At 53.9% G+C, this 24,780-nt stretch carries 10 protein-coding genes; 6 read left to right on the top strand and 4 right to left on the bottom strand.

Annotated features, from left to right (window positions below; genetic code table 11):
* Positions 1–189: 189 nt before the first annotated feature.
* From JZY08_RS16335 to JZY08_RS16355, 5 genes are all read left to right on the top strand, one after another.
* A complete protein-coding gene (locus JZY08_RS16335; protein WP_216332552.1) occupies positions 190–1,716 on the top strand; it encodes a hypothetical protein in 1,527 nt (508 codons plus the stop codon).
* Positions 1,717–1,724: 8 nt separating this feature from the next.
* Positions 1,725–2,807 (top strand): caspase family protein, encoded by a 1,083-nt coding sequence (locus JZY08_RS16340; RefSeq protein ID WP_216332554.1) that lies wholly within the window; start codon positions 1,725–1,727, stop codon positions 2,805–2,807.
* Entirely contained in the window at positions 2,794–4,680 is a 1,887-nt protein-coding gene (locus JZY08_RS16345; protein ID WP_216332556.1) for a pYEATS domain-containing protein, read from the top strand. Before JZY08_RS16340 ends, JZY08_RS16345 begins: the two co-directional genes overlap by 14 nt.
* Before the next feature lie 115 nt (positions 4,681–4,795).
* Complete coding sequence (locus JZY08_RS16350) at positions 4,796–6,127, top strand: hypothetical protein (RefSeq protein ID WP_216332558.1); 1,332 nt, start codon at positions 4,796–4,798, stop codon at positions 6,125–6,127.
* 97 nt (positions 6,128–6,224) lie between these two features.
* Positions 6,225–7,097, top strand: a complete 873-nt coding sequence (locus tag JZY08_RS16355) for a hypothetical protein (RefSeq protein ID WP_216332560.1) — start codon at positions 6,225–6,227, stop codon at positions 7,095–7,097.
* A 354-nt stretch (positions 7,098–7,451) separates the two neighbouring features.
* On the opposite strand, the gene JZY08_RS16360 is transcribed toward JZY08_RS16355, so the two are convergent.
* From JZY08_RS16360 to JZY08_RS16375, 4 genes are all read right to left on the bottom strand, one after another.
* Complete coding sequence (locus JZY08_RS16360; protein WP_216332562.1) at positions 7,452–13,895, bottom strand: hypothetical protein; 6,444 nt, start codon at positions 13,893–13,895, stop codon at positions 7,452–7,454.
* A gap of 1 nt (position 13,896) precedes the next feature.
* Positions 13,897–21,159, bottom strand: coding sequence for a hypothetical protein (locus JZY08_RS16365; RefSeq protein WP_216332564.1), 7,263 nt, complete (start codon positions 21,157–21,159; stop codon positions 13,897–13,899).
* A gap of 586 nt (positions 21,160–21,745) precedes the next feature.
* The gene (locus JZY08_RS16370; RefSeq protein ID WP_216332566.1) at positions 21,746–22,438 is read right to left on the bottom strand and encodes a polysaccharide deacetylase family protein; all 693 of its coding nucleotides are present in this window, start codon (positions 22,436–22,438) and stop codon (positions 21,746–21,748) included.
* Positions 22,439–22,756: 318 nt separating this feature from the next.
* Positions 22,757–23,374 carry a hypothetical protein gene (locus tag JZY08_RS16375; RefSeq protein WP_216332568.1) on the bottom strand — a complete coding sequence of 206 codons (618 nt, stop codon included), beginning with the start codon at positions 23,372–23,374 and terminating at the stop codon, positions 22,757–22,759.
* Positions 23,375–23,606: 232 nt separating this feature from the next.
* Here JZY08_RS16375 and JZY08_RS16380 point away from each other — a divergent pair, with 232 nt between their 5' ends.
* Complete coding sequence (locus JZY08_RS16380; protein ID WP_216332570.1) at positions 23,607–24,746, top strand: restriction endonuclease; 1,140 nt, start codon at positions 23,607–23,609, stop codon at positions 24,744–24,746.
* Positions 24,747–24,780: the final 34 nt, after the last annotated feature.

Genomic DNA, 24,780 nt, shown 5'->3' on the forward strand with positions numbered 1-24,780 from the left:
AACGGACATACTGCAAGGGAACGCTGTAACGGCGCATTCGTTCCGAGAACTCCCCACACGGGGGCCTGCTGCGGCCGCTTGCGCACGTCAATACATTATATAAAACAATTAATTACAATTTTTGCAACTTTCTGTTGCTGCGCGCTGTCGGCCGTATTAAATCATCGGCGAGTGTTCGCGGGGGGATTCATGCCAATAACAGTACTTAGGACAAAGAATGGCATTCTTGATGAACAAGATGTTACCAGTCTAGAAGATCTCCGGCAGAGACTAACGGCTTCAGGCAAGTCGAGAAAAGTCATGCTTTACTTGCATGGTGGCCTTGTCGATCAATCATCGGCCGAAACTGTTGCGGCGAGGCTGTCGAGCAACGGAGAGCTCGCGCTCAATGCTCCCGAAGATTGGGAGCAAATCTACATCGTATGGCGCACGGGCTTCAGCGAGACGCTGAGAACGAATTGGACCGATCTTCTCGACAATGACAGACTCTATAAGGCCCTTTTCAAGCGATTGATCGCCTATGTCGGGGAGAAAATTCTCGCCGGCGAAAGTATAGGACGGGGAGCCGGGGCAGGCTCCCAGTTGACTGACAGAGAAATCAAAAAGGCGATCACCTCGGGCAGTGACGCCCCGTTTAGACAGCTCGACGACGCACTCGCCGCATCGTCTGCCCGACCTCCTTTTCAAGACGTCTCTGATAGAGATATCGAAGCCGAGCTTGGAGCCACGCTGGAAAAGGACCGCGACCTTGGAATCGTGACCAGTGATATCAACACGTACATCGCGGAGAAAACGAACGACAGATCGAGAGCTGCTTTCACCGGAGACGACAAAGCAGGGAAGCGCGAATTCGATCGCGTAAGCGATTCCGTTAAGGCGGATTGGGAAGCAGCAGGTCCAAGTGGGCGAGCGCAAGCGCTTGAGCGTGGTGGCGCAATTTTCTCCTTGGTAATCCATGGCGTCAAGATCGCCAGCCGAGTATTTCAACGACTCCGGGCCGGCCGGGATCATGGCGTTCACGCGACGATCGCAGAAGAGATCGCGGCGGAACTCTACGGCGACCTTATTGGCTCTTCTGTATGGGAGATGATGACAAACGACGCAGTGGAACACTTCTCCAAAAGCGGGCTCGGCGGTAAGCTCTTGGAGGCGTTGTCATCCGACCCGAGCACTAGCTTGCTAGTCGTGGGACATAGCGCAGGGTCAATTTGGGCTACTGAATTCGTCGAGGCTGGTCATCGAGCCGGTCATACATCGCCAGTATCTCTTCTCTTTCTAGCGCCTGCGGTGCGTGTGAAGCGCTTTGCGTCGATGTTGGACAAATGCCAGAATCGGATCGACAAGTTTCAGATGTTCGTCATGGAAGACGAGCTCGAGCGCGCCGACGTACTACTTGGAAGCGGTTATGGGTACGTCTACCCGTCCTCCTTGCTGTATCTTGTCTCCGGTTTGTTCGAGCACGACGGCTCGTCACGGCTGGTTGACGCGCCACTTCTAGGAATGTCTCGGTTCCTATCCCAGAGCATCGAGTGGGTTACGGAGCCAGATGAGGCTGCCTCGCTAGCAAAAGTCCGCGAATTCCTTGCTGCCAAGCCCGATCGTGTAATTCGATCGGAAACGACGCCGGGCTCTGGCTTGCAATCCCGATCGCGTACCCATGGTGGCTTTGATGACGACGCCGATACGATCGCAAGCATTGCATCTTACATGCTTTAGGGAATTCCATGTCGTCGATGGCGTTAGTGATCGGGATTAACGAGTATCCCGCCGACACAAAACTGAAAGCGCTAGAAGGCGCAGTCGCGGACGCCGCTGACTTCGCGGACTGGGCGCTCGATCCGACGGGAGGAAACGTCCCGCCGGAGAACATGTACTTCTGGACACACCCGGCTCCCATTGCTCCAGAACCGAACTTGGCTCAGTTCTTACAAAATCCGAACCCTTGGCCGTTTGTTGGACCGGATTTCAACGCTGCGCCCGAAGCGATGCAGATCATTCGCTGTGTGGGACGGCTGGCGGAAAGGTGTGTCGACGAAGATATCGAGCGGATGTACGTCTTCTTCGCAGGGCATGGCGCTCAGACGCGGCCCGAAGATGTGACGCGAGATCCGCAAAATTGCTTTATCGCCGGGAATTTCGCGATGGACATGCCAGCAATGGGGCTTGTTGGTTGCGATGATCTCAGACGATACTTGGTGAAGTTCGGGCCGACGGAGCTCATCATGTTCTTCGACTGCTGCCGCGAGGTTCTTTCCGTCAAGGTGGGTATCCCGGCAACTCCTTACAACAATGAAAACAACCTCGGTTACCACAAGCGACTTGGCATCGGGCGCGCCGCGCAAGACGCGTGTGTTGCATACGAAATACCTGCGACCGCAGAAGGGCCGGCACGAGGTGCTTTCTCCAAGCTTCTCGTTGGCGGCTTGAGGGTTCATCGTGTTAACGGCAAGCTCACTCTGAGCGACTTGGAATCATACGTATCGACTGCCATTGGAGGCTTGATGACCCCTCCCAACAGCCAGTACCCTGATTTCATCGAGCGCCCTAAGCCCCCCGCCCTGATACTGGCTGAAGGAGCCCCGATTGGAGGTAACATCGAGGTTCGGCTAAAATTCACCTCTCTCCTTCCTGGAACCGCCTTCGAACTGCGCGATGAATTGGATATGTTGATATCGACAGCCAATGTAGCACCGAACGGCAACATTTTTACGTTGCCGTTCGGTGCTTACTCAGTAAATGCCGTCGGAGACAAAGTAGGAATTACGTTCAGCCACCTCGGTCCTGGAGCGTCAGATGTCACTTTATAATCAGGCGGAAGGCGGTAAACAGCTCGGTTCGCTGGACGTGCGCGCCCCCATCGGCGTCATGATCTCCGTGCGACAGGGTGCCTTCAAAGATATCGCTCAAGGATACGGGAAGCTGAGGCTAGCTGTGCCTCCGGGTATCTATTCTATTCGGTGGGACGGCGCTGGCAGAACTGCACAGAAGCTGGTGAAGGTCTTAGAGGGCGAGAAGACTCAAGCTCTTTACGACGACGCCGATGACACAAGCGAAGCTACAGCGATACTCAAGCAGATTGAGCGTTTGACGTCGCGAAACAATGCCTCGTCCGGGCTTATAATTTCCATTAAGAAGCTCGATGACGGCGAAACATCGCTAATCCGGGATTTTAAGATTCGCGGAAGTGACCTCGAGGATGCATCCGAGCGAGCGGACTTATCGCATTGGATATTTGAAGAGCGGACGCAATCGCTTTCGATTGATCTCGGCCCTGGCGTATACATACTTTCCTATAAAACGCCGGATCGAATAACGGTCGAACAAGCAATAGAAGTTTTCCCTCAGCGCTTCACTTTGGCCTTGATGGCGTCATCCAGAGCATTCCGACCCGAGAAAACTCGGGACGACATGAGATTTCGGAGCCGCGAAGGCGTCAATCCGGGTTCTACGCGCTTCACGTCCGTTTCGCGTCGGGACAATCCGCATCGTATTGCAAACCTCATCCGTGTTTCCGGCGCACTGACTGGGCTGTTAGCAAACAATACACGCTTGGATCCAACGTTCCTCAATCAGCTGATCAATATTAACGAGCCATATTCACAGACCTACGCAATGGCTCTGTTCCTTTCTCAACAAGATGACGAACAGAGCGAAAGCCCGGATCAACGAGCGACGAGACCGCGACCAATAACGACGCTACTCCCATATCTGCTCGGCTGGAGTGAGTCGTTTATTAGTTCCGACTTCCGCTGCCTGTCTTGGAACGAAACGGAGGATTACGATATCGAGAATCCTTTGCCGTTCAGTTCGCTGACGGTTCCGCCCATGCTGGAACAATCTTGGCGGCGAGCTCTCTTATGGAGCGTTGAAACATTCGACTATGGCGAGATGTCTCCGGAAATGACGCGTGCGTCGACTGCCCGCATCTCAGCGTCACCTTGGGTTGTTTGGCGGAGCCGAAACCAACGTGCGGAAAGACTAAGCAACGCCGACCTAAGCTTGAAAAGCGCCCACGACCTTGCACAACAGTTGAACGATACTGTCAAAAGGCTCAGTCACGCATTTCGAGCGTCAAGAAAGCGAGGCGTGTCACATAAGGCTGTTGCGCTTCCGCAGATCGATTTTTCGCGGCTTTCCTTCGTAACAAGGCAGCTCGCGTCAGATATGTTAGCGCTCGACAAGCAAGGCGATACCAACGACATAAACAAAGTCTTGGAAAAATTGGTGCTGTCCCTGAATGCTCCGTCGGCAATGGTTACCAGGCAAATGGAAACGGCCCTTGAAGAAATCAACGATGCGGTAAACCTCGAAAAATTGGATCAGGCGTCGTTTTCAACTGATCCTCATAAGGGAAAATTCGGAAAAAGATCATCCTCTAAGGGGCTGAAACTCGAGCTGGTCGATTGGAGGCCCTCCAACGATCCAGAGTTCCTTGCACTCGACATACAGTTAACGGCATTCAAAAACTCGCAACCGCCATCCGGCCCCGCTAGGTTCCATCTCCACCCAACATTTCACCCGCCGCTCGAACTCGTCCCTTGGAGGGACAGGAGAGCCAGCTTCACATGTTACGCGATGGGCGGCTTCACTCTCGGTGTCGAGACGATGGTGGATGGAATCCTTCTGGAGCTGGATCTAGCGTTGGATACACGGCTTCCACAATGGTTTCGCAATCGGTAGCGGCACCTCGGTGCCGGCGAGCCGAAGTGCTGACTTCGGAGCTCACCGCCGAGTATTTGAAGGGCCGATGCGAATGTAGCTTTGCTAGTATGTCCTATTGCGCTTTGGAGGAAAAATGTCGTTTAGATCGCTGCCTCTTTCCGCGCTGCTGGTAAACAGCGCCAATGATCGACACGGTGAGTTAGAGAACGAAACAGCAGCCATTGGCTGGCTGTTCAAGAATCGCGAAAATCACATGCGGAACCTTGCCAAGGACATCGTGGCCCAAGGTGGCGTATACGATCCGCCTCTAGTTTCGCCTGAAGCAGAAAAATTCATCGTATTCGACGGCAATCGCCGCGTGACCTGCCTCAAATTGCTCGCGAATCCCAAGCGCGCCCCGTCGTTGGAATTACAACGCTTCTTCTCGGAGTTGCGTGAGAAGGCGGCTGACGCAGTACCAGACAAGGTTACCTGCCAAGTGGAGACCGACCGCGATCGGATCGACGAGATACTGTATCGCCGACACACGGGAACCCAGAACGGCGTTGGCCAAAGCACCTGGGATGATCGAATGAAGGCGAACTTCGTTGGGCGCACAGGGAAAGCAAGTGGCGTTCATGTTTCCGACGAGGTCGAGCGTAAGCTTGTGGAGGCCAATCTTTGGGATCGCCGCCGCAAGATTCCGCGATCGAACATGAACAGGTTGCTGTCTTCAGACGCCTATCGCAGCAGACTGGGGTTCAGCCTTTCCCGCGGACACTTCGAATATACCCGCGAAGAAACTGCCGTTCTGAACGCCCTCCATCGCGTGGCGGAAGACCTTGCTTCCAAGAACGTTGTCCTGGGCGATATTTGGGACGTTGCAGGCAAGCGAGCCTATCTCGACAAGCTAGAGCGAGAAGGCGTTTTGCCTACCGCGATGCAGGTGCAGTCCAAACCTGCCTCCACGCACGCCGGGTCGAAAGTGGCGTCACCACCGCTGCCTGTTGCGCCACCGCGGCCGACACCGCTTCCAAAGCCAGACCAGAGGACTACCCTGATCCCGGACTATCTGACCTATGCGGTCACATGGTCCGGTGAGCAACAGCGTCTCAAGGCCATATGGGAGGAGCTTCAATTCTTCCTCAAGCTTTCCGAGCATCCAAACGCAATTGCGGTAATGTTCAGGGTTCTGGTCGAGTTGGCTCTCGATAATTACATCACGAAGACCGAACTGACGACGGTGCACGAGCAGGACAAATTATCGAACCGTGCAGGCAAGGTTGCGGCGGACCTTTTTGCTAAAAAGAAGATCGACAAGAAATATCACGACGAGTGCAAGCGCCTGCAGAATGGAGACCGCCTGTTCTCCGTGGCCACTATGAACGCGTGGGTGCACTCGCCAACGTTCAACCCGTCGCCGCAGCATCTCACTTCGATGTGGGATTCAATCGCTGATCTAACAGTCCTGTGTATAAATGCGTGACTGTCGGTGCAGGCCAGCCTCACCTGCCGCACCGATGTGCTACCTCATCCAAAAAGCGTAGTCGCTCTATTGTTGGATTTATCACCGGAGGAAATGGATGACGACGATACCCCCCGAGTTCGTAGTCGAACAGGATCGAGAACTCATCCGCCAGGACTTGAAGCTACATCAACGTCCGTTTCACGTTGCGTTGGCTTGGATGAAGCATCAAAAAATCGTCGGCCAGATTTTCGATGAAAGTATTTGGGGTCCGCTAATGGCCATTTACCGACAGCTGTATCCTTCGGGAGATTTCAGCATGCCCGCACTGTTCGAAGGTGGTGTCGCCATGCGAGACCGAATGTATAAAGTACGTGTCAATGTCGGTTTCGGCGAGTTCGCAATCAACCCCGTCGAGTGCATCGAGATTCCGCGCCAGGAACTGGAACTCCTTTTCCGATTGGAGCCTGAACAAGCGTGGAGGGCGTTTCACAGCGTCGGAGACCTGATCGACTTCGCCTACGGCGTTGACGATCTCCAGCATGGAAATGCCGAGGGTTACGAACTCCTCTCGAACGCCAGGTCGTCTATTGCTGCAACGGCTCGCACTCTTCAAGGAGACCTCGACTTGGACGCCGCGGTACAGAGTGCCTGCCTGTCCGCCGAGTTGGCAATGAAGGGAGCGTTATCTGTAATCGGATGGGAAGAACCGAGATATCGCAGACTGTCGCACCGTCTTCCAGACGCCGCGGAAGCATTGATCACGGAGCGTCCAAGAGCGTCAGATGATTTGCTCCGAGTGGCCTGCGCGCGATTCCCCGACTATGTCGGAACTCGCTACAGGTCTCATGGGATGACACGTCATCAGCTGATGATGCTTGCTATGCGAGCGCAATTTGTCGCTGCCGACGCAGTACGCAGAGTTACCCAACGCGACTTGGGTGCGCAGCTCGAGGCGGACCCTACGATAGGACGTCGCCCGGCGATATAGATGTTTGTTCGGAAGGATCGCCAACGACGATTTTCATGGCGTATGTTTCTGCGATCCTAGAGTTCGGCGTTATGTTGACCCGTCCGCGTCACGTTTTCCAAGAAGACAATTTAGGGCAACTCGCTGGCAAAGTCGTTCCGGCGATTTCAGAGCAGGCGGAGCCGGCGGAGAAGTGCATTCATTCGGCTACCTCTCTGAAGGTCAGAGATACACCGTTTAGCAACGAACGAAATTGGCGGCGCAACCGCAGGACAGTTAAACACGCTCCAACATTTCAAAATTGGCGCTCTGACAAAACGAGCATAAGAGTCCATCCTCCCCGAGTTTGGAAATAGAACTTGGAACAGCGTGAGATTAGGCGCGGACTTTGATCTGCGGCGACACGGACACAATCCGAGCCTGCGCTTCGACCATACGATTAAGAACTCGGCTACTAACAAGCTCCGACGGATCTCCGCCTTCGCTGGTTTTGGAAAATAGCCAGTTGAAGTCGAACCCTGCACCAGCGGTAGGTTGGCCGTGCAGTACGGAAAAATCTGCCCAGAATTCTCCCGACCCTTTTGCCGTCATCTCTACGAAGAAGCCAGGTTTCCGCCCACCAATTGCACTGAGATCGAAGGCTCTCCCCGCATCCCACTTGAAAGCAACTGCCTCACGAGACCCGTCAGAGTAGATGACCCAACCAGACGCTCTGTTATTGGCCGACGCTACAGGATTAAGAATTACCTCCAACATCACCGCGAATTTCATATCTGTGTTGGATATTGTCACGGACAATTCCAGCGGTTTGGCTGATTGCGACGGATCGGGTTGTGAAAGCAGTAAGCTAAGCTGTGTGAAGCCGCGGAGATGTTTGTTATTCCCTACGAACCTAAGTGACATCCGCAGTTCGCTGTTAGCGCGGTATCCTGTAGCTAACAAATCCACGTAACTCTTGAGATATGCAGCGGGCGCTATGACCTCTTTAGCGCAAAGGATTGTTGCCGGGGTCTCAAACTCGACAATTCGCACGTTGGGTGAAGTTGCGTTTGTTAAATCAATGGAGTCTCCCGACAAGTCAACCATCCGCCAACCGCTCTCGGCGGTCCGCATCGCCGTTGCCCAGAACATCTCTGCCGGGCTACCAAGTTCTGCGCGATAGCGAGTGGCAATAAGTGCTAGGTGGCGATGTACATGAAGCGGGTAAGGACTCCTCAAAGTAGAAGGCGCGAGCCAGGCTGCGTCAGAAATGCTCTCAAGCGCGAGTGAAGTAACGCTATTGCTCTCACGGGCGGCTGTTAGGTGCTTGACGTTGTGGGGTTCTATTATCAATTCCGTTTCGGCGTGATCGCCGGGCACACTTCTGGCAACGGTAGTGAACCCGAAGTCACGTCCCATCCTCATCCAGCTAAGGCTCGTCTCCGAACTTGACGTAGTTTCATATGCCACAGCACCGCTCTCGCCCGCGTTTCCAACGATCAGCAGAATGGGTTCGGACAACTCCTTGTCGCCTGAAGAACCTCTGGGCGACCATTCGAAACTACACAGCGTCTCGGGTAGGTTGGACTCCCCGCGGGTTGTTTTAGATTGAGTTGGCTTCACAAGCACTGAAAGTGAAAAGCGGCCTGGGGCGAACGTTTGATGGAGTAGGGAGAGAGCGCCAGTTCGCCGGGGATCAACCTTCGCAACGACAACTTCGTTATCGCTTCTCGCGACGCCATCAATCGCGCTCTTGTTAGCCGTTATGGTAATAAGTCGTTCCGACGCTGTGATCGTCAACAACGATTGAGCGCCTTGGCTCGCTATTCGGTATTGAAGCCCGCCGGCTTGGCCCAGGTCAACCCACCAACTGCGGTCCGCAGCGAGTACCAACTCGTCTGTTTCATTGGGCGATCCGACCCGAGTTACAGACCAATGCGGATCGATATATCGCCGCATGGCAATACCGGCAAAGGCCTCCTCCAAGGGAGGATCATTGCCCAGAAGCGCTCTAGGTCGGAGCAGCATCATGGTGTTGGAGAAGGCTGGAGCGGCAGCATCAGTATCGTCAAAAGTCAGGCCCATTGGCCCCTCTACGCTCAAAGCAATTCCTAGCGTCGTGTCGTAGTTGGAAGGACGATAATCAAGCTCAGGTGATGGTCCAAACTCCTTCCGGGAATCTATGATTTCAACGACGCCTCCCGATGGGAAGCCATAACCAATGCCAGTTCGAACTTCACCTATAATACGGTCAGCCAGCCCCCCCTTTGAGAAGGGACGTTCTTGGAGCACCGCTGAAACTGGCGGAGCCGGCCGTTGGCTGATTTCGCCGTGCGGAGCCGACGTTAGGGGAATCAAGGCCCGCAGCTGAGGACGCGTGATAGGAATACGCGATTGATCGGCCAACATTGCTACCCTGAGCATCCAAGCAAAGGGTCCTTCCTCTTCAGGATCCCAAGTCTGAACCTCGCGGTCTTTCCGCAGCTGAAGCGCACCAGCGTATCGAGACCTCAGTTTGAATCTATGTCTGAAGTAAGTTGCAGAAGGCGGGTCCCAAACATGTTGCTGCAAGATTGTCTGGGCCGGAAGCGGTGCCAACACTTGGGTGATAGGCTCAGGATCGATGTCGAGACGATCGAAGAACGCTTCCTGCTCGAAGAGTTCGAGAGCTTTCCCTCCCAAAACCAGGTCGATCGGCAAAGCCGGTACGTCTAGGCCCAAGCCCTGAACGAGGTAATCACGAGGATGGACGTAGTGATAAATCGGCCGGCCAGTTGGACGCCAAAGCTGAGTGCTAACGTCAATCTCACCTACAAGTCGCCACGAGTTTCGTTCGGCGGCGTCGATTTCTCCAGTTGAGACAAGATTGTAGCGCCTCGATGTGCCGACTGGTTCTGCAGTGACGTACTTTGGCGCGAGCTTATTCATCCCGATCCAATCAGCCGAGTTATACATAACTTCGACGCGCAGGGCCGAACTGGGAAATGCGAAGAAATCTGACGAACTACGAGTGGCATACTCAAGCATTCTTCTATCGAATACGGACGGGTGCATTTCGCCATCGTCAAAGTGCTCGGACGCAACAAGGGCTTCAAAGCTTAGCTTGGCGACGGTCCCGGTGGCGGCCCGAACAGCGATGGTCTTTCCGGTCCAATCAAGGCTGTGCGTCCCCGCCGAAATGTCGATATCGAACTTAAATGCTTCGTCGAGGGGAGCGAATACGATTGATATTAGCTCTGCCGGAGTCCAGGGGACTCGATCGTTGACGAAGCGGCGCTCGTGCGGGCTAAGCCCCTGTTTGTATTTCTCCGTCAGTATCTGTGTCTTCTGAGGCAGCTTGAGACCGTTTATAAAGTCCAGCAGTGCATGGTCAAGTTCCTTAAAGTATGTAAGGGCCTTTGGTTTGCCCGTGAGGGCGTCCTCTACCGAAAAATCGACGTTGATCGCCGCTACTGATGGATCCGGCAATCTAGTGAGATATTCTGCTAGTTTTGGGTCCAGGTGGCGCTGCATATAGGCATCCGTTAGCGCCTGCTCGAACAGCTCCACCGCCTTATTCCCGGAAGCACCATAGGCTTGTTCATGAAGGTCGCTATTAGCCATCCATCGCTCGAAGTCGAGAAACCCCACTCTGGGACTCGATATTTGCGCGCCAACGCGACGCGGAGCGATGCTGTTCCATTCACTTGTATCAGGGGCCAAGATCAACAATGGAGCTGCGATCGTTTCCGACTTCTTGCCCACCATATTCGCAAAATACATTGCGGCCGGAGCACTGTCCTCTGTGCGCAGCTCAACGCGGAACCACACAGCCATTGAATTCGGACTTTTTATCGGGATCCGATCCAGTGTCCTTGTCCCATCGCCTATCTCCAGGAATCTTGTGAATTTTGTTCCGGAAGCCTCGTGAACCTTAGTCTGTCGAATGCTGAGTTCGATGACGTCCAGGCCGGTTAGCTTTTTGTCGACAGTTACGGTTTCAGACCGCTTCTCGTTGGGTGTTCTAGCAGGCCCGTCGAACATTCGGATAGTCAACAGTGACGGCTTTCCGGTCCAGTCTATTTCTTTCAGTTTCCAAGATAATTCCGGACTATGGGGCTCCCCGAGCGGTGGAAGTTGGATGCTTCCACGTCCGTCGGCTTCACGAAAGAGATCTAGGGATCCCGGCATGCCTTTCACGCAGACTATGCCGGCACGAGGATAATCGGCGGCAAGTGGGTGAACGCCCTTCAACGATGCGCCAATGGACGCAGGACGCCCAGTTTGACCGGTCTCGACAATTCCCATCTGGGCAATGGCGGTTCGCCGTCGATAGCTTACCCTCCCCCGCCTCATTTTGTTTGGGGGCTCTACATCCGAACTTGGCATCCACGGTAAGCTTCCTTGGAGTTCGTAAGGCAAGGTGCCTGCATTGCTAGTTACGAATGCAAATGATCGAAATTTTCGACCATAAGCGAGGCAAGGAAGCTTTTCGAAATTCCCCGAAGAGAAAGACGCGGGTCCTTGAGTATAGAAAGGCCGGGTGCTAGGCGCGCGTGCCGCCGCCTGATTATCAGCAAGACGCTCAGCGAACGCGGGGTCCGCGAAGGGAAAGCCCTCGTACTCGATGAACATCGGGCTTCTTCCGTCCGTCAATGCCGGCACCATAGGATGTAATACGTTTGGCACGATCACTTGCGTGCCATCGACCGCCTTCATCCAGGTGATGTCTGCGAGGTGGGCATGAGCCCATGGACTTGAGCGGTCATCAACCCGTTTAATGGCGACTGCAATTCCATTGAGACGTCTACCGAACAAATCTGTCTTATCTGGATCGAAAGTGGAGGCAATCTGGACCGTCAGCGGTTCAGGCGCAGGGTCAGGAACAAACCGAGCGCTCGGCGGGGGCGAAATTGGCTCGGCGACAGACCGTCCGTATGCTTTCCGCAAATGGTCCCGAACTGTGGCCTTGGATATCTCGGGCAAAGGGCACGGTGGAATCACCAAGAACGGGATAAGCCCTTCAAAGCACGTCGTTCCGGTTCCTCCCAACACCCTTGCAACGAAATAGTCGCTCCCGGCGACCGCGCTAGCAAGCATCTCTGATCGGCTGGCAACCGATATCATATCCTGTTCGAAAGCTACGAGCAGCCTCATGAAGACATTGCCAGCGGCGCGTCGAATTGCCTCCGCCCCATTGAAAGGACCATCCAATAGGGAGCGATAAGCGAGCCATGTCTGAACGAACGCTGATTCAAGTGCGTCGGGCAGCTCTGGGCCCCCTACCGAGATGGAGCCAAGCAATTGGGTCGCGATAGCAGCGGCCAGTCTTTCAACTGAGAAGCTAGGGTTGACGTCGTCGATGACGGAAGCTTCTATGAACGCGATAATAGCCCTCTCAGCTCCGGTCTCATCTCCTAGCCGCTGGACCAACGCGGACAGTGCATCCGAAATGACTGGAAGAGGACTTGCCGCATTTTCGACCGCAAATCCGAAGAGGTGCTCGTCAATCGACTCCGGCTGTTTTGAGATGAATGCGTTCAACAGAGCGCTGGCCAAACGCTCTCCTTCCGGATCAGTTGTGCTGGGTTTCCCGAAGACATGAAGGAGAACGCGACCGACGGCTTTTGGATCGAACCCCGATCGATTCAGCAGGACATTTCCGGCTACTATTACGCTACGGATTGCGGCTGTAATTTTGCGGGCGTCACTCGCAATCAATCCCAGGGCTGTAGCGACGTGTTCATCCACGACCTGACTGTTTAACTTGTCGATGAAGATTGAAATCAAAGGTCCGAGTATCTCTCCTTCACTCATATCGTCTGAAGCAGCGCTCGATGCTGAGCCTTTTACCGGCTTTAGGATTCCCAGCGCGATGTTGTCGAGCATGGCGATCATGCATGTGGATACCAACCATTCGACAACGGGGGAAGAAACTGTCTGTCGGTCTTTCTCCTTCACAACGTTGAGGGAAAATAGTGCGCCGTAATCAGTTTTGCTTTCGCTGCTGGACAATGCCGCGTGCGGGACAAGCAAAGAAGCCGAGCGTTCTTCGATTCTCTTCAGAAACCGCCGGACATCGTCGCTGTCCGGCGTGACTAGCAAATAGCCGTCATCATCCAGAAGAAGCGGGTCAACTTGAGAAGGCTTGAAGGGCTGAAACTTCCCCTCGTAGAAGACGCTTGTCCGGCAGATCGTGAGCCCGAATCCCCCATTCGGCCAGTACTCAACGTCTATCACCTCATCGACTGTATCGGGATTGTGCCTATCCTTCAGCTTTGGCTCGGGTCGAATTCCGACGTCGCCTTCGAAAAACGGTAGAATGACAAAGTTTGATCCAACGACGCGAGGGTCCACACGAACTATCTGCGTAAGCCTAAATGCGTGCCCGACCGGGGCATTCCAAGACTGGACGGCGCGCAACCGGTCGGACGCTCCCGCAAGCGTCGCATCTTGTGGAATATCCGGCGACCATTGTACCGCCGAGGTCCAATATCTGGTTTGAGGAGTAGCAAGCCCCTGGTTAGGGTCCTGCTGTGTCAGCCAAGAGACGAGATCTTCGGGATCTCCTACAAGCGAATCGAAGACGGTTTCCAGGACGAAGTTTGGCTTGAGGGGAAATGCGTCAAATTCCTTATAATCGAAAACTCCGAAGGTGAGACCTTGAAGCACCTCCAGGAAATGGGCGAAGGTCGCCTTGGCGAGCTTTTCAGATTCAGCATCGACCTCGCCTGTTGCTGGGCATTCCAGGCTTAGGTTCACTGCGAAGGACAATGTGGCATTGGTGGCGTCTCCATCGCAAAACGAAACGGGCTCGGAGTCGACAACGCAATAGATAATGGGGTTTGGATGCAGTTCCATCTCAGTTCCTCGCGCCTTGCAGTCTGTCTGCAGCCTCTCTGAGCTTCTGTGCTTTTTGCGCAATTTCACCCTCCGCAGAGGTGCTGGTATTGATGGCTGTTTCCGACTTACCGCCCCGGAGCTTGTATTTCACGTTGGCGCGGGCTGTAAGTTTGAAGAAGGAGGAAATGCGGATGGTGACGGTTAGTTGACCGTCTGCATCGATCTGGCCGCTGTCTCGGTATGACAGGCGCAACAGGATCGTCACACCGACGGTCACGATCCCAGACACATCCACTTGGCCGGCGATTACCAGCACAACGGAAACGGACAGTCCACCGCCGGAATTCCCTGTTAGCTTGCGGTAACTGAGAACGGCGGAAAGTGTGATGAATACTTGGCCAGAGAACGGGCCGAAAGCAAAAGCCAACGCGGCCGAGCCTCCGGCGCCGGCATCAACCACCACGGAAAGCTGATTTCTCAGTGGCTGATACTCGGATTCGATTTGAACGTATCCCGTACCGCCGATAATGAATATGGAGAAAATAAATGGGCGCTCTAGCGTCGACACATTGAACTGATTTGAAATGACGAAGTTCGGGTATGCCAGAAGCTTAAATCGGTTCTGTATCGAAATGTTCGAGACGCCGCTGGTGCCGAAGTTTAGCGACAGGTTCGGCGTGAGAAACTCGTGCTCTACGCCCACTGGTATGCCATCTTGTTTTACCACTTTCAGGCCACCAATTTCGTCCGGGAAGATGGTCCCCAGAAAGTCCTGAATGAACTGAAGAGACGGGTTTAGCCGAATGTTCTTGGGGTCAAATTCGATGTCGAGCCCTTTTTCCTTCGAAAAATTGAGTCCAAACTTCTCGAAGCGAACCATCGATTGGCCACTCACGACCGTATCGATCGTGGTGCCGATACGACCGAATCCAGTTTGGGTTACCTTGCTTTGGTCTTTTGACGCTTCGAGGCGCACTCTTCCGGTCAAACGCATATCTACAAAATCGGTCTTGAACGATCCGAACGAGAAGAGAGTTCTCCGCCCCGGCATCGGTGCATCTATATCAATCTGCACCCAGGCCCGTGCACGCTCTTTGTCGAAGTCATGGCTGATTTTGACGGCTTCTCGCACTCCGGAGGGAATCCGATAGCCGTTGAAGAGCTTATCGAGTTTCAGCCCCCCGAAATTTCGGAAGACTTTGCCAATATCAAAATCGGAAAGGTCCGCTGCCAGCAGCCGATCGGAAATCTTGTCGAACGGCAGCGATATTCCCAACGCTTTGAGTTCGTCACCCAGCTGATTGAAGAGCGCATTTGCTTTCGTCGTGTCAACGATATCCGCGAATTCATCGAAACCAGCGCGTATCCTGTCGATATCGGCCTTCAGCGATGCGATTTCCGGTGCGCTTGTAACCGCTGAGTAAAGTTTGAGGATATTGCAGGGAGCCGCCAGAACCCCTCCCTCATCCAACCTGCTAAATGCATCGAACGCACGATGAGCAAAGGCACGCGCCGTTTCACAGGCGCGGCTCAGGTCGTTGTAAACTCCTCTGACATTCCGTTCGAACCCCAATGCCCTACGCAGCAGACCCTCGGCATCATTGATCACGGTCAGTCCGGATATCTCCTTGTCAAGCGCATCGAATGTCTGTTGGAGTCGTTCGACACCGCGCTGCTTGATATCGCTGAGGTAGTCGGCGACTTCAGCAACCCCCTCGTTCAATGTCTCGCAAACCTGCGAGACCGCCTCCACGCCACTTAGCGCATCAGCGCTGATACCCTGAATGCGGCTCCCGACCTCTTCCGCCAGGAGGCCGAGACGTCCTCTGACTGCTGCCACCGCCGCAGGATCGGGAGCGATCGGATCTGGCAATGGCGAAATTACGAAGGTGAAAGCCTCCGCCACGATACCCGCGACTACCTTCTCGAATAGAGCTTCGGGGGCAAGAGCGGATTGCACGGCCGCTAGAGAGTCACCCGCATCCTTGGCAGCAGCCATCAGAATATTGGTGACCTTTGCGAGCTTCTCGTCGGTGTCATCAAGCTTATAGGCAAGCCAGTATTGAGTGGGTAATAGGAGTGCCTTTACCGCTGTGTCGATCTGTTTGAGATGGACATCAACTTCACGTGTGATGTCCGCCACGATCTTCTCTATTTGTCTCTGCGAGTCCTCAATGTCATCCTTCAGGTCCGTCAGATTTTCTAAGTCGTCCTTGAACTGCTCGGTCAAGAAATAGGTCAAGTCGGCATCTAAATCCGCGAAAAGACGATCGTTCGCAGCTTTGACCTCTCCTTTTTCAATCTCAATTTCGCCCACAGCCTTGTCCGCTGCTGTGTCTACGGTAGCCGCGACCGCTCGCGCAGTCGTGGCGGCGTTTCGCGACTTATCGATGATGACGTCCAATGCCGCCAGCATCGCTTTTCTGAGGGGCTCGTAGGTCTTGTCTTCTAACGCCTCTGCAACACGTCCCTTCAGAATTCCTAGCTGACCCGTCTCGGCCAGGACGTAATCTTCAAAGGTGGACAGAAACCGATCAATGAGCCCTTGAACGGTCGCGATGCTGTCCTGGGCATTTGTCGCCGCAATACTGAACGCCTTCAAACCCAGACTGACGTGGCCGCCGATCGCCTGCGTAACGCTGTTCAACTCCGTCGCGAGGCGAGTTCTAGCTTCGTCAATCGCTGCATCAATATCGCCTGAGATACTGCTCAGGCATACTTGGAAACCCTGCCGAAAAGCGGCTCTCCTCTCGTCCGACCAAGGTTTGTTTTGATCGTAGCCTGCAACGAATTGCTCTACGCGATCCCTCGCACGCTTCAGTACACCTTCTATCTCCACCGAGAAGTCCAAGATAACGCCGCGGGCAACCTCGATGCCTTTCGAAACGCTAGCGACGTCTTGTGAAGCCTCCCTGAAAATGGGGCGAATGTAATCGATAGCGTCGCGCGAAAGACCGTCGATCAGTTCTTTCTTTGTGATGCTCTTATCGATCAGCTCTCCGAGGAGTTTGTCGCTGTCGGCCACCCAGTCGGAAAGCGCCTGACAGGTTAGTATCGTCTTGCGCTTAATGACGCCGACCGCGTCGGTCTTGAGCTTGGCACAGACCTTTTGGGACGGAACGGGACTAATGTAGCCGCTAAAATCGCCATCCTTAATATCATTGAATCCATTAGCTATTTTATCGCTGAGGTCCGGCCAAAGGTCTTGGGCCAACCCGAGCCACTCCTTGTGAAGATCGCTTACCCTTCGCTCTTTAATGGCTAACAGTAGCTCGGAGGACGGAGAAAAATATTTCGCGAACGTCTGTGCACTGTCTACCGCGAACCCTGTGCCGTCGCTTTCCCAGTATGCCCTAGAAAGACTGCGCTCCGTATCCAGATTGATTTTGGGATTTAAGAGCTTTTCCAAGCTTTGCCACTCGACACTTTTTTGCGCGTCTGCTTGATGAGTCGCACGCATGAACGTGACGGTGTCCAGGCCCACGTAGACAGGCGTCGCGGACCTTCCCGCGTTGACCGCTGTCTTTTGAGAAGCTGGTGCGAGCCTCCAGGTGAAACGGCGCAGACCTGGGAGAAATCGTGACACGTTAGGCCGCCGGCCTTCTCCGCCTGATGCCGGGTCAGACGACGATTTGACATCAATTGCTTTTGATATCTCCTGTGACGTCGGCATATTCGGATAATCAAGATCGAGGCGCGGCTCCCACAGATTCGTGTCAGAGGTTGTTGCTAGGAAGTCAGCAAAGAAGAACAGGTAATCCGGATCCAAGCAGGCCTGTGATGCCACGGGCTTATCCCCGTCGCCTTCCGCCGTCGTTACAAAAACACAGTCAGGCATGGGATAGACCTGCGGCCTTTCACGGGCGCTGCCACGATGCCACAGGGGAATTTGCCAGCCTGACTGTCCGACCTCTGTAGCCCACGCGCTGTCGACATTGATGACTTTTGAGTTGAACCGGACCTTTTCCAAGAAACCAGTGCTGCGTGGTGTTGCTGTGCTGAAGTCCGGATAACCGCGCTCTGGCTGCAGTAGTTCAATGTATTCACGAACCTTCCGGAGTATCGGCCGGCGAGAGCGCGTTTCGGGATGCTCGTCTGCCTTTGGCGCAAATTGGGCAGATGGGTTGACTGTCCTCTCGTATACAACGACATGCTTTGCGCGGTGCCAAAACGCGCAAATGCGGCCCAGGACCTCAACTTGCTGACGTTCCACTCGACCGTTGCGGGTTTGACTGATGATGGTCACTTTCCCACCAAGGAACTCGGCGCGTTGTGTAGCATCGCCGCCGTGTGGGGACAGGGAGATGCCTTCGATAGCGCCACCATTGGACTCCGGCGTATCAAGCAGAATTCGGAAGAGGTTAACGGACTCGACAGGCCAAATCGCCCCTCCGCTCAAACCTTGTGGGTGATGACGAGGCTTCTCCAGCGGTTCGGCTGCGCCCAAGGAGAGGCCGCCAACCCTGGGGAAAGCGTTGTAGTCCTCTTTATCCTCACGCGCGAAATCGCCGTCGATTTGTATGACGGGTGCTCGATGTACCGCAGTGTGTCTCAACGCGAAGCTGACACCATCCGAAAAGCGGGCTGGTGTAAAGTCGACCGCCGACTGCGGATCATTCGCCCATATCTCGAGCCTTTCCGGCCTAGTAGCGACAGAATTTCGCAATGCATTCCAGCGGTTGGACAAATTGATTTCACTGGTACGCACGGCAGGACCTGCGAGCCTGCCGGTCAATGCTTCAATTTCAGTGATCCGGGCAGCTCGCGAGATTGAGCTTTCCTTTGAAACATCAATCCCAACTGGCATGCCATAGAGGAATTCGCCCCGAAGGTACGCAAGGGCTGCACCCAGCCCGTATGCGTTAGACTGACGGAATATTTCGTAGCTCGACTGTTCCGGCATGAAGTAGCTACGCTCGAGATCGTTCGGCCGGATCCAAATGTCGGTAGATGGAGTAAGGCGGTACTCGACCGCTCGGCGTCGCCGACCACTGAGCTCTTCGTCTAACGCGCCGTCGTCACGAAGGTTTAGAAGGAAAGGCCGCGGCGGATTTTCGGTGCTACCGTCCGGAAGGTCATGGATCTCCAATCTTCGGGGCTTATCAGCGCTCTCTCCAACTGACTGAGGCGGGTAGCTGTAGCGATAGTGCTCGCTAACTTTCTTGTATTGCCATATCCTTTGGTCACTCGAATAGGTCGCGACTTCCGAACTCAGGGCGTCGCCACGATCACTCAAGGCGGCATTTGTAAACCGATAGATTGAGAAAGGCTCCGCCGAGAGGACAACGTAAGACTTGTTGCCGTCCGAAGTCGCCTTCTCGTCGATAAAGGCTTTCAAAAGCCGATCTCGCCGTGGCGAAATAGTCTCTACAGCCGTTAGATAGTAAGAGGCCGCCTTCGCCTGCTTGTCTGCGATCGGTGCATTTGGCAACGGAATGAGCAACGGCGCTGCTCGACCAGAGCGGTCCATGCGATCGGTGTCGATGCTTATGGGTGTTATATCGTTGACCGGCAAGAAGAGCCGCAGCTCGACCGCAACACGTCCGATTGGATAAACGAGATGGATTCCTGTAGACGATGCTCCTTGGCCACTTCCGCCTACTCTCAGCCTACCGTCTTCACTCTCGTCGATGATACTGTTAGAGCCTACGAAATGAATGGACGCAAGTCGCCCGGACCATTCGTTCGAAATTTCGCTTTTTAGGCTATATGACGCAAAAAATTGGTCGTCCGACTGAATCGCGCCGGCGCTAGCTGGACGCCAATCGCAATCGGGCGAGAGCGTAATCGTCATTTCAGTCTGCGTATCGCGGAAGAATGTGAAGTTGGCCGCTCGCAATTTGAGACTGTCGAGCCCTTCGTCCCTATGTCTAGGAACATTGCCGCCAAGTCGATCGCTGTCTGAGGCCAGCCCAAGCCGCATCGGCGGACGCTTCCATCCAGCAGAGAGATTCTCGGCAGTTTGCGTAGTCGTGCCCCAATGGAGCACTCCAGCATCATCAATTTGACCTTGGATGGGCTCGCCGTGAAGTACAAAACGTACATTCTGCGATTCAAGGTTTTCGATGTTCGGAAGGAACGAGTGAGGAAGGCCGGCTTCTCCGCCGAGCAAAGATCTCCGAGTTTGATTCAGGCTGTACCCAGCCGCGTCCAGCAGGCCGGAACTAAAGTGGTTTTTGGGCTCGACACCGCGATCGAGTGTCCCTTTTGATATTTCCTCCTGCCACGAGATCCGAATGCTGACCAGCGGTGTCCAATCGAGGCTCTTATCGTGTGTCCAAACGTCTTCTGACGCGATCTCCCATTTCACCTCACAGTCGAGGTATGCCGTCTTCCCGATGTGAAGCCAGCCTTCAATATCTTCCGCCGGCACTGCAATCTGTACGTCGTTACCAAATTCTCCAGCCAGTTCCTCGCGCATTCTGAGGTGCAGGAATTCAGTGAAGACGGAGCCGCCAAACTTGAGGTCCTGATCGGCCACTTTTTTGGCTGGCAGCGTCACAGCCACACGGAAGACGAGTCCGCTTGCAAAGCCACCGCCCTGTGAACGGTTGTCGACTACTGGAAGAAACCTGAGGCTGAGGTCGATTGGTCCATCGTTCTTGGTATCAATAGGCGACTCTTGATGGGTCCCCACATCAAATCCGTAACGTGACAGGACGTCGGTGAACGCCAACCATTTGAACCGTGGCCAATGGCGATCCATCTCCACGCCATCCTCGTTGGCATAGATCGCAAATCCGTGTTTGAAAACGCCCGATGCCGAGAATCCGAACGTCCCGAGCCTTTGCCCCGGGAGCTTATCGTTCTCAAAAACAAACGATGTCTTAGTTGGTTTTCCGCCCCCGCTGGAGGTGGCGGCCACCCAACCGCCGACCAGTGTGTCGAATTCTATGGTGCTAGTGCGGCTGATCGGGCTGTAGATAGCCGAAAACGGAAAAGCCTCGACGTTACGCCACGGCTGCGAGAGCCGTGTCCGAGGGGTGGGAAGGGGTAGGTTCAGGTTGAAGCGGAACAGCGGCGAAGTTTTAAAACTTCCAATTTCAAGAAGGGAATAAGTAGTTTTGTCTGCATAATATTGGCACGCGGAAACAAGCGGCCACTGAACGTCGGGCACGTCTTCTGTTGCGGGATATTGTTCAAACAGAAATGCTCCCCTGAATGAAAGCCAATCGGCGCTCGCGAGGCTTTTGTCAGAGAGGTAGCTTCCTTCGTCGATCCAAAATGCTATCTGCTCCCTGTACTTCTTCTCAAAGTACGCCGACGCCTCCTGTGGCGTCATTGAGTAAAGGTCTTTGGCGTGCTCGAGGTCCAAACTCTCTGTCTGGGTTTCGCCCGGCGGCGGCGTCGGAACCCAAGACAAAAGTGCACGAAGTTCGGCGTGGACCCCGTTTCCGTTCGGCTTCTCGCAGAAATGGATCGAGATCGTCCCGGACCGCCTAGACTCGACAGTGGAAGGGGCCTTACCTGCTATTGGGGGCCAGACAAAATTCCCGTAAAGCTTGAAAGCTAGCACTATTGCTTCCTCCCAACTTGGTCTTTGGCGTACTGGCGTGCGGGCGCGATGTCTCTTTTCACAAAGAAAACTTGAAAGGCTCTGCGGGTGAAGATTCCGGCATGAGAAAAACCCGCCTCAACAAAAGAGACGTGGCTTTATTTGTACATTTCTAGATGCAATTCCCCAGAAGAAATGATCCTACAGTTCCAACTATTTTTCAACCAGGAAAAGCTGTCTACTACGCGGATGCTCGTCGAAATTCTCGAAGGCGTCGGCTAGCAGCTATCGTACTATCAAATCCGCCATCGGCTGCAGATCCGCTCGCGGGCTAAAAGCCTTAGGAGCAAAATCTCTCGCGCCTACTCGCGCATCAAGCTACAAGTATAGGGCTACTGTCATCGAACGTGACGTTACCGAGTGCCTTTATGCGGGTGATGAACACGTCCAGGTTAGCTGCTGTCGTTTGATGTATGTCATGCATCAAAACCTTGCTGTTAGATAGTTTCTTGATGCCGCTCAAGCCCTCATCTACCCAGCCATCCGGTTGGTGGTCGGCGGCGTAATCCTTGGTATCCACCGACCAGAGTACGGTGCGATATCCAAGATCAGACACAACGCTATCGACCGTTGCATTATGTTCCCCGTAGGGCGGCCGGAACATCCAATCATCCGCAAGATAGTCTTTGATGAGCGCGTGTGTGTCCTCAATCTCCTTCTTGACCGCGTCTTTTCCAAGAGTGTTCAAGTGAGGATGGTTATAGGAATGGTTCGCTATCCGATGCCCGGCATCGAACGCTTTTTTGACATAGCTCGGGTAGCTCTTAACGTTTTTGCCAACAACGAAGAAGGTGGCAGTAATACTATGCTTGGCAAGCACTTTCAGTACCGTGTCGGTGTGTGTGGGGTGCGGTCCGTCGTCGAATGTTAGCCAAACCCGCTTCGGGCTGCTTTTGGGGGCAAATGAGCGGTTTACATCGTCAGATATAGTCGGCTTTTCTAGCGCTTTTCCGCTCACGCCACGACCCACGTCTGCGCTTGCTGCGGCTTCGTCTGTTTTAGGCATGGCCACGTCCGCCTTCTTCAGAGAAATTCGAAGATATACTTATCGACGGCCAACGGAAATGCAACGAGATTCTTTGCTTAAAGTTGCTGATGGCGCGCTCCGGTGTCGTTTAACGTGTTAAGGTGCTTCTAAGCCAGCTCAATCGATACCCGCGGCTGGGACGCTTTGCTTCGACCGTTCCATCCACTTGTGTCCTATGCATCTCCATTGAGGGTCAAACGCCGGAGAAAATCAGGCATAACAACTTGACGGCTACGACCCGTGAACTTCAAAAGGATCGTTCGGCCATCCTACGCCAATATACGAATAGCCATCTGTCTACTCGACTGGCTTCCCTAAATCGGAAATGTCATTAGATAACACCTTCTGTACGAACGAACGATCTCGACCGTGCTTGTGCAGAATCCAAGGATAGACGATTTCCCGTGGCATTTGGCCTCGGAACCGATAGCCCGAATTAATTATGTGCCATGCCGTACCGGCATTTCTACCCATTCCCGGAAGGGTGAATAATTTTTTGTCGTTCAAAAGCTGATACCAAAGGCTCCAGATCAAGATATGCTCAATCTGCTCTAGCGCGCCTTTTTCGCTTCGGATGGTTTTCGCGGATTTGGCTTGATCCAGAAACGCGTAGCTCAGGGAGGTTTGCCCTCTTAGAGCTGCCAACTCTTGGGCTTTAGGATGGTTCTGGAAGCGGTTGTTTGGATTGGTCGATAGTCCAATGTATCGGATGCGGTCCTTTTGCTTCGCCGAGTGATGGTTGCGAATGATGATATATAAAAGAGGTCGGTTGTCGGTGAAAAACGGCTTATCGACGTTTATCGTTTGGGGTTTAGACCATTCCAAAACAACACGTTTGAAAAGGCTCTTCCCCACGGAATTCGTAACCTCTTCGACAGTGTCGAAGCCGTAATTCGCGATCTTGTATCCGTCCATATATAGTCAACCCCACCCTGCGATTCGCATACGGGATCCAGACTGAGCGATGTGCCGGACGGTGGCAATCTTCCGGCCACGCAAGGCCGGGTCACCACTGGATTGATGATCGCTTTGCGCCGCGCGTCGCTTTCAGGAAATTGCGGGAGCAGCACTCTGTTGGCTGCCTTGTGCGAATCCCGGAATTCGCACACGATCGCCGGTCTATGGATCAACATCACGACCGGCAACGATGATCACCGACGACAAATACATCGAGATTCTTACGGCCGCACTTCAAAGGGCGACAATTTCCGAAGCAGACGTTCAGTGGAACGTGAAGATAGGAAATCGCCAGTTCGACGTATTGGCAAAATTAAACGCAGGCATGCACTCAATCCTAATGGGATACGAGGTCAAACATAAGTCGCGAAGGGTTTCCGTTGAGGCGATGGATGCTTTCGTGACAAAAGCTCGCGACGCCGGCATCAACAAAGCTGTTTTTGTAAGCACATCGGGCTTCCAAAGCGGCGCGATCGATGTAGCCAAAAAACACGGAATTGATCTCTTCGTCTTGGAAGTTCTCCCGAGCGAACACCCTGGCATGGACAGGAGGTCGGCTCACATCGTTGTCAGCAAGGCGGGGGCGCAGCCATTTAGCGGATTGGAAGTGAATGTCGTCAATCACGAGCAGCACATGAACGTCATCGAGCAGCTCGACTTGGTCTACTCTGACGGTAAGACGTTGACGCTTCCCGATGAGCCGAGCCAGATGACATATTACGTGGAGCGTACAATATTGTCAGGCGGGCGCTCCCTTGGCGATGCAATCAACCAAGCAGCGAGCGAGCCAGTCGCGCTGGATACCTCCGTCACGAGGCGCGTCAATATCCGTGAGCGGATACTTCCGCCTGACTCGTTCTTCTTAAAGGAAGGCAACATCAAAGAAGCCGTGCTTCATATGAAGGGGGTACTCGGTAAGGTTCTAAGTTCGAATGCGCGGTTCGAGCTCACTGCGAGCACTCCAATGGTTCGGTATCGAGATCTGTCGTCACAGAAAGCGATCGAAGTTCCCGCCAACATCCTACCGGTTGGCGGCGGCGACTTCACGCCCGGGAAGTTTTTCTTTTCGTACGATCCGCTGAGGTATTTCTACTGCGAGAGCGTGGAGGGTCCGACCGCAGAAATCTACTTGGTCGAAAGCTTTCAATCCGGCGAGCTCGTTCAAGCGGTCTTCAAGCAAGATGCTAGATATGGTCGTCATTATTTCGACCTAACAGACAAGAATATCATTGCAAGGTTGGAGGCGCGCCTAGCTAGAATGAAGCAAAAGCCTTCGCCCGAAAAAGCTTCTGACTCCGATTTTTTCGCCCGTTTGCTGGATCGGAAATGAACTGCCAGCTCGGTTGGCTCTAGTGGAAAGATTG

The sequence above is a fragment of the Rhizobium sp. X9 genome, assembly GCF_018873185.1.
Classification (GTDB): domain Bacteria; phylum Pseudomonadota; class Alphaproteobacteria; order Rhizobiales; family Rhizobiaceae; genus Agrobacterium; species Agrobacterium oryzihabitans.

What these genes read in the sequence shown, in the direction of transcription:
- JZY08_RS16340 (WP_216332554.1), top strand. Translation starts at nt 1,725, where the DNA reads ATGTCGTCGATGGCGTTAGTGATCGGGATTAACGAGTATCCCGCCGAC.
- JZY08_RS16335 (WP_216332552.1), top strand. Translation starts at nt 190, where the DNA reads ATGCCAATAACAGTACTTAGGACAAAGAATGGCATTCTTGATGAACAA.
- JZY08_RS16375 (WP_216332568.1), bottom strand. Translation starts at nt 23,374, where the DNA reads ATGGACGGATACAAGATCGCGAATTACGGCTTCGACACTGTCGAAGAG.
- JZY08_RS16345 (WP_216332556.1), top strand. Translation starts at nt 2,794, where the DNA reads ATGTCACTTTATAATCAGGCGGAAGGCGGTAAACAGCTCGGTTCGCTG.
- JZY08_RS16360 (WP_216332562.1), bottom strand. Translation starts at nt 13,895, where the DNA reads ATGGAACTGCATCCAAACCCCATTATCTATTGCGTTGTCGACTCCGAG.
- JZY08_RS16365 (WP_216332564.1), bottom strand. Translation starts at nt 21,159, where the DNA reads ATGACGCCACAGGAGGCGTCGGCGTACTTTGAGAAGAAGTACAGGGAG.
- JZY08_RS16370 (WP_216332566.1), bottom strand. Translation starts at nt 22,438, where the DNA reads ATGCCTAAAACAGACGAAGCCGCAGCAAGCGCAGACGTGGGTCGTGGC.
- JZY08_RS16350 (WP_216332558.1), top strand. Translation starts at nt 4,796, where the DNA reads ATGTCGTTTAGATCGCTGCCTCTTTCCGCGCTGCTGGTAAACAGCGCC.
- JZY08_RS16355 (WP_216332560.1), top strand. Translation starts at nt 6,225, where the DNA reads ATGACGACGATACCCCCCGAGTTCGTAGTCGAACAGGATCGAGAACTC.
- JZY08_RS16380 (WP_216332570.1), top strand. Translation starts at nt 23,607, where the DNA reads ATGATCACCGACGACAAATACATCGAGATTCTTACGGCCGCACTTCAA.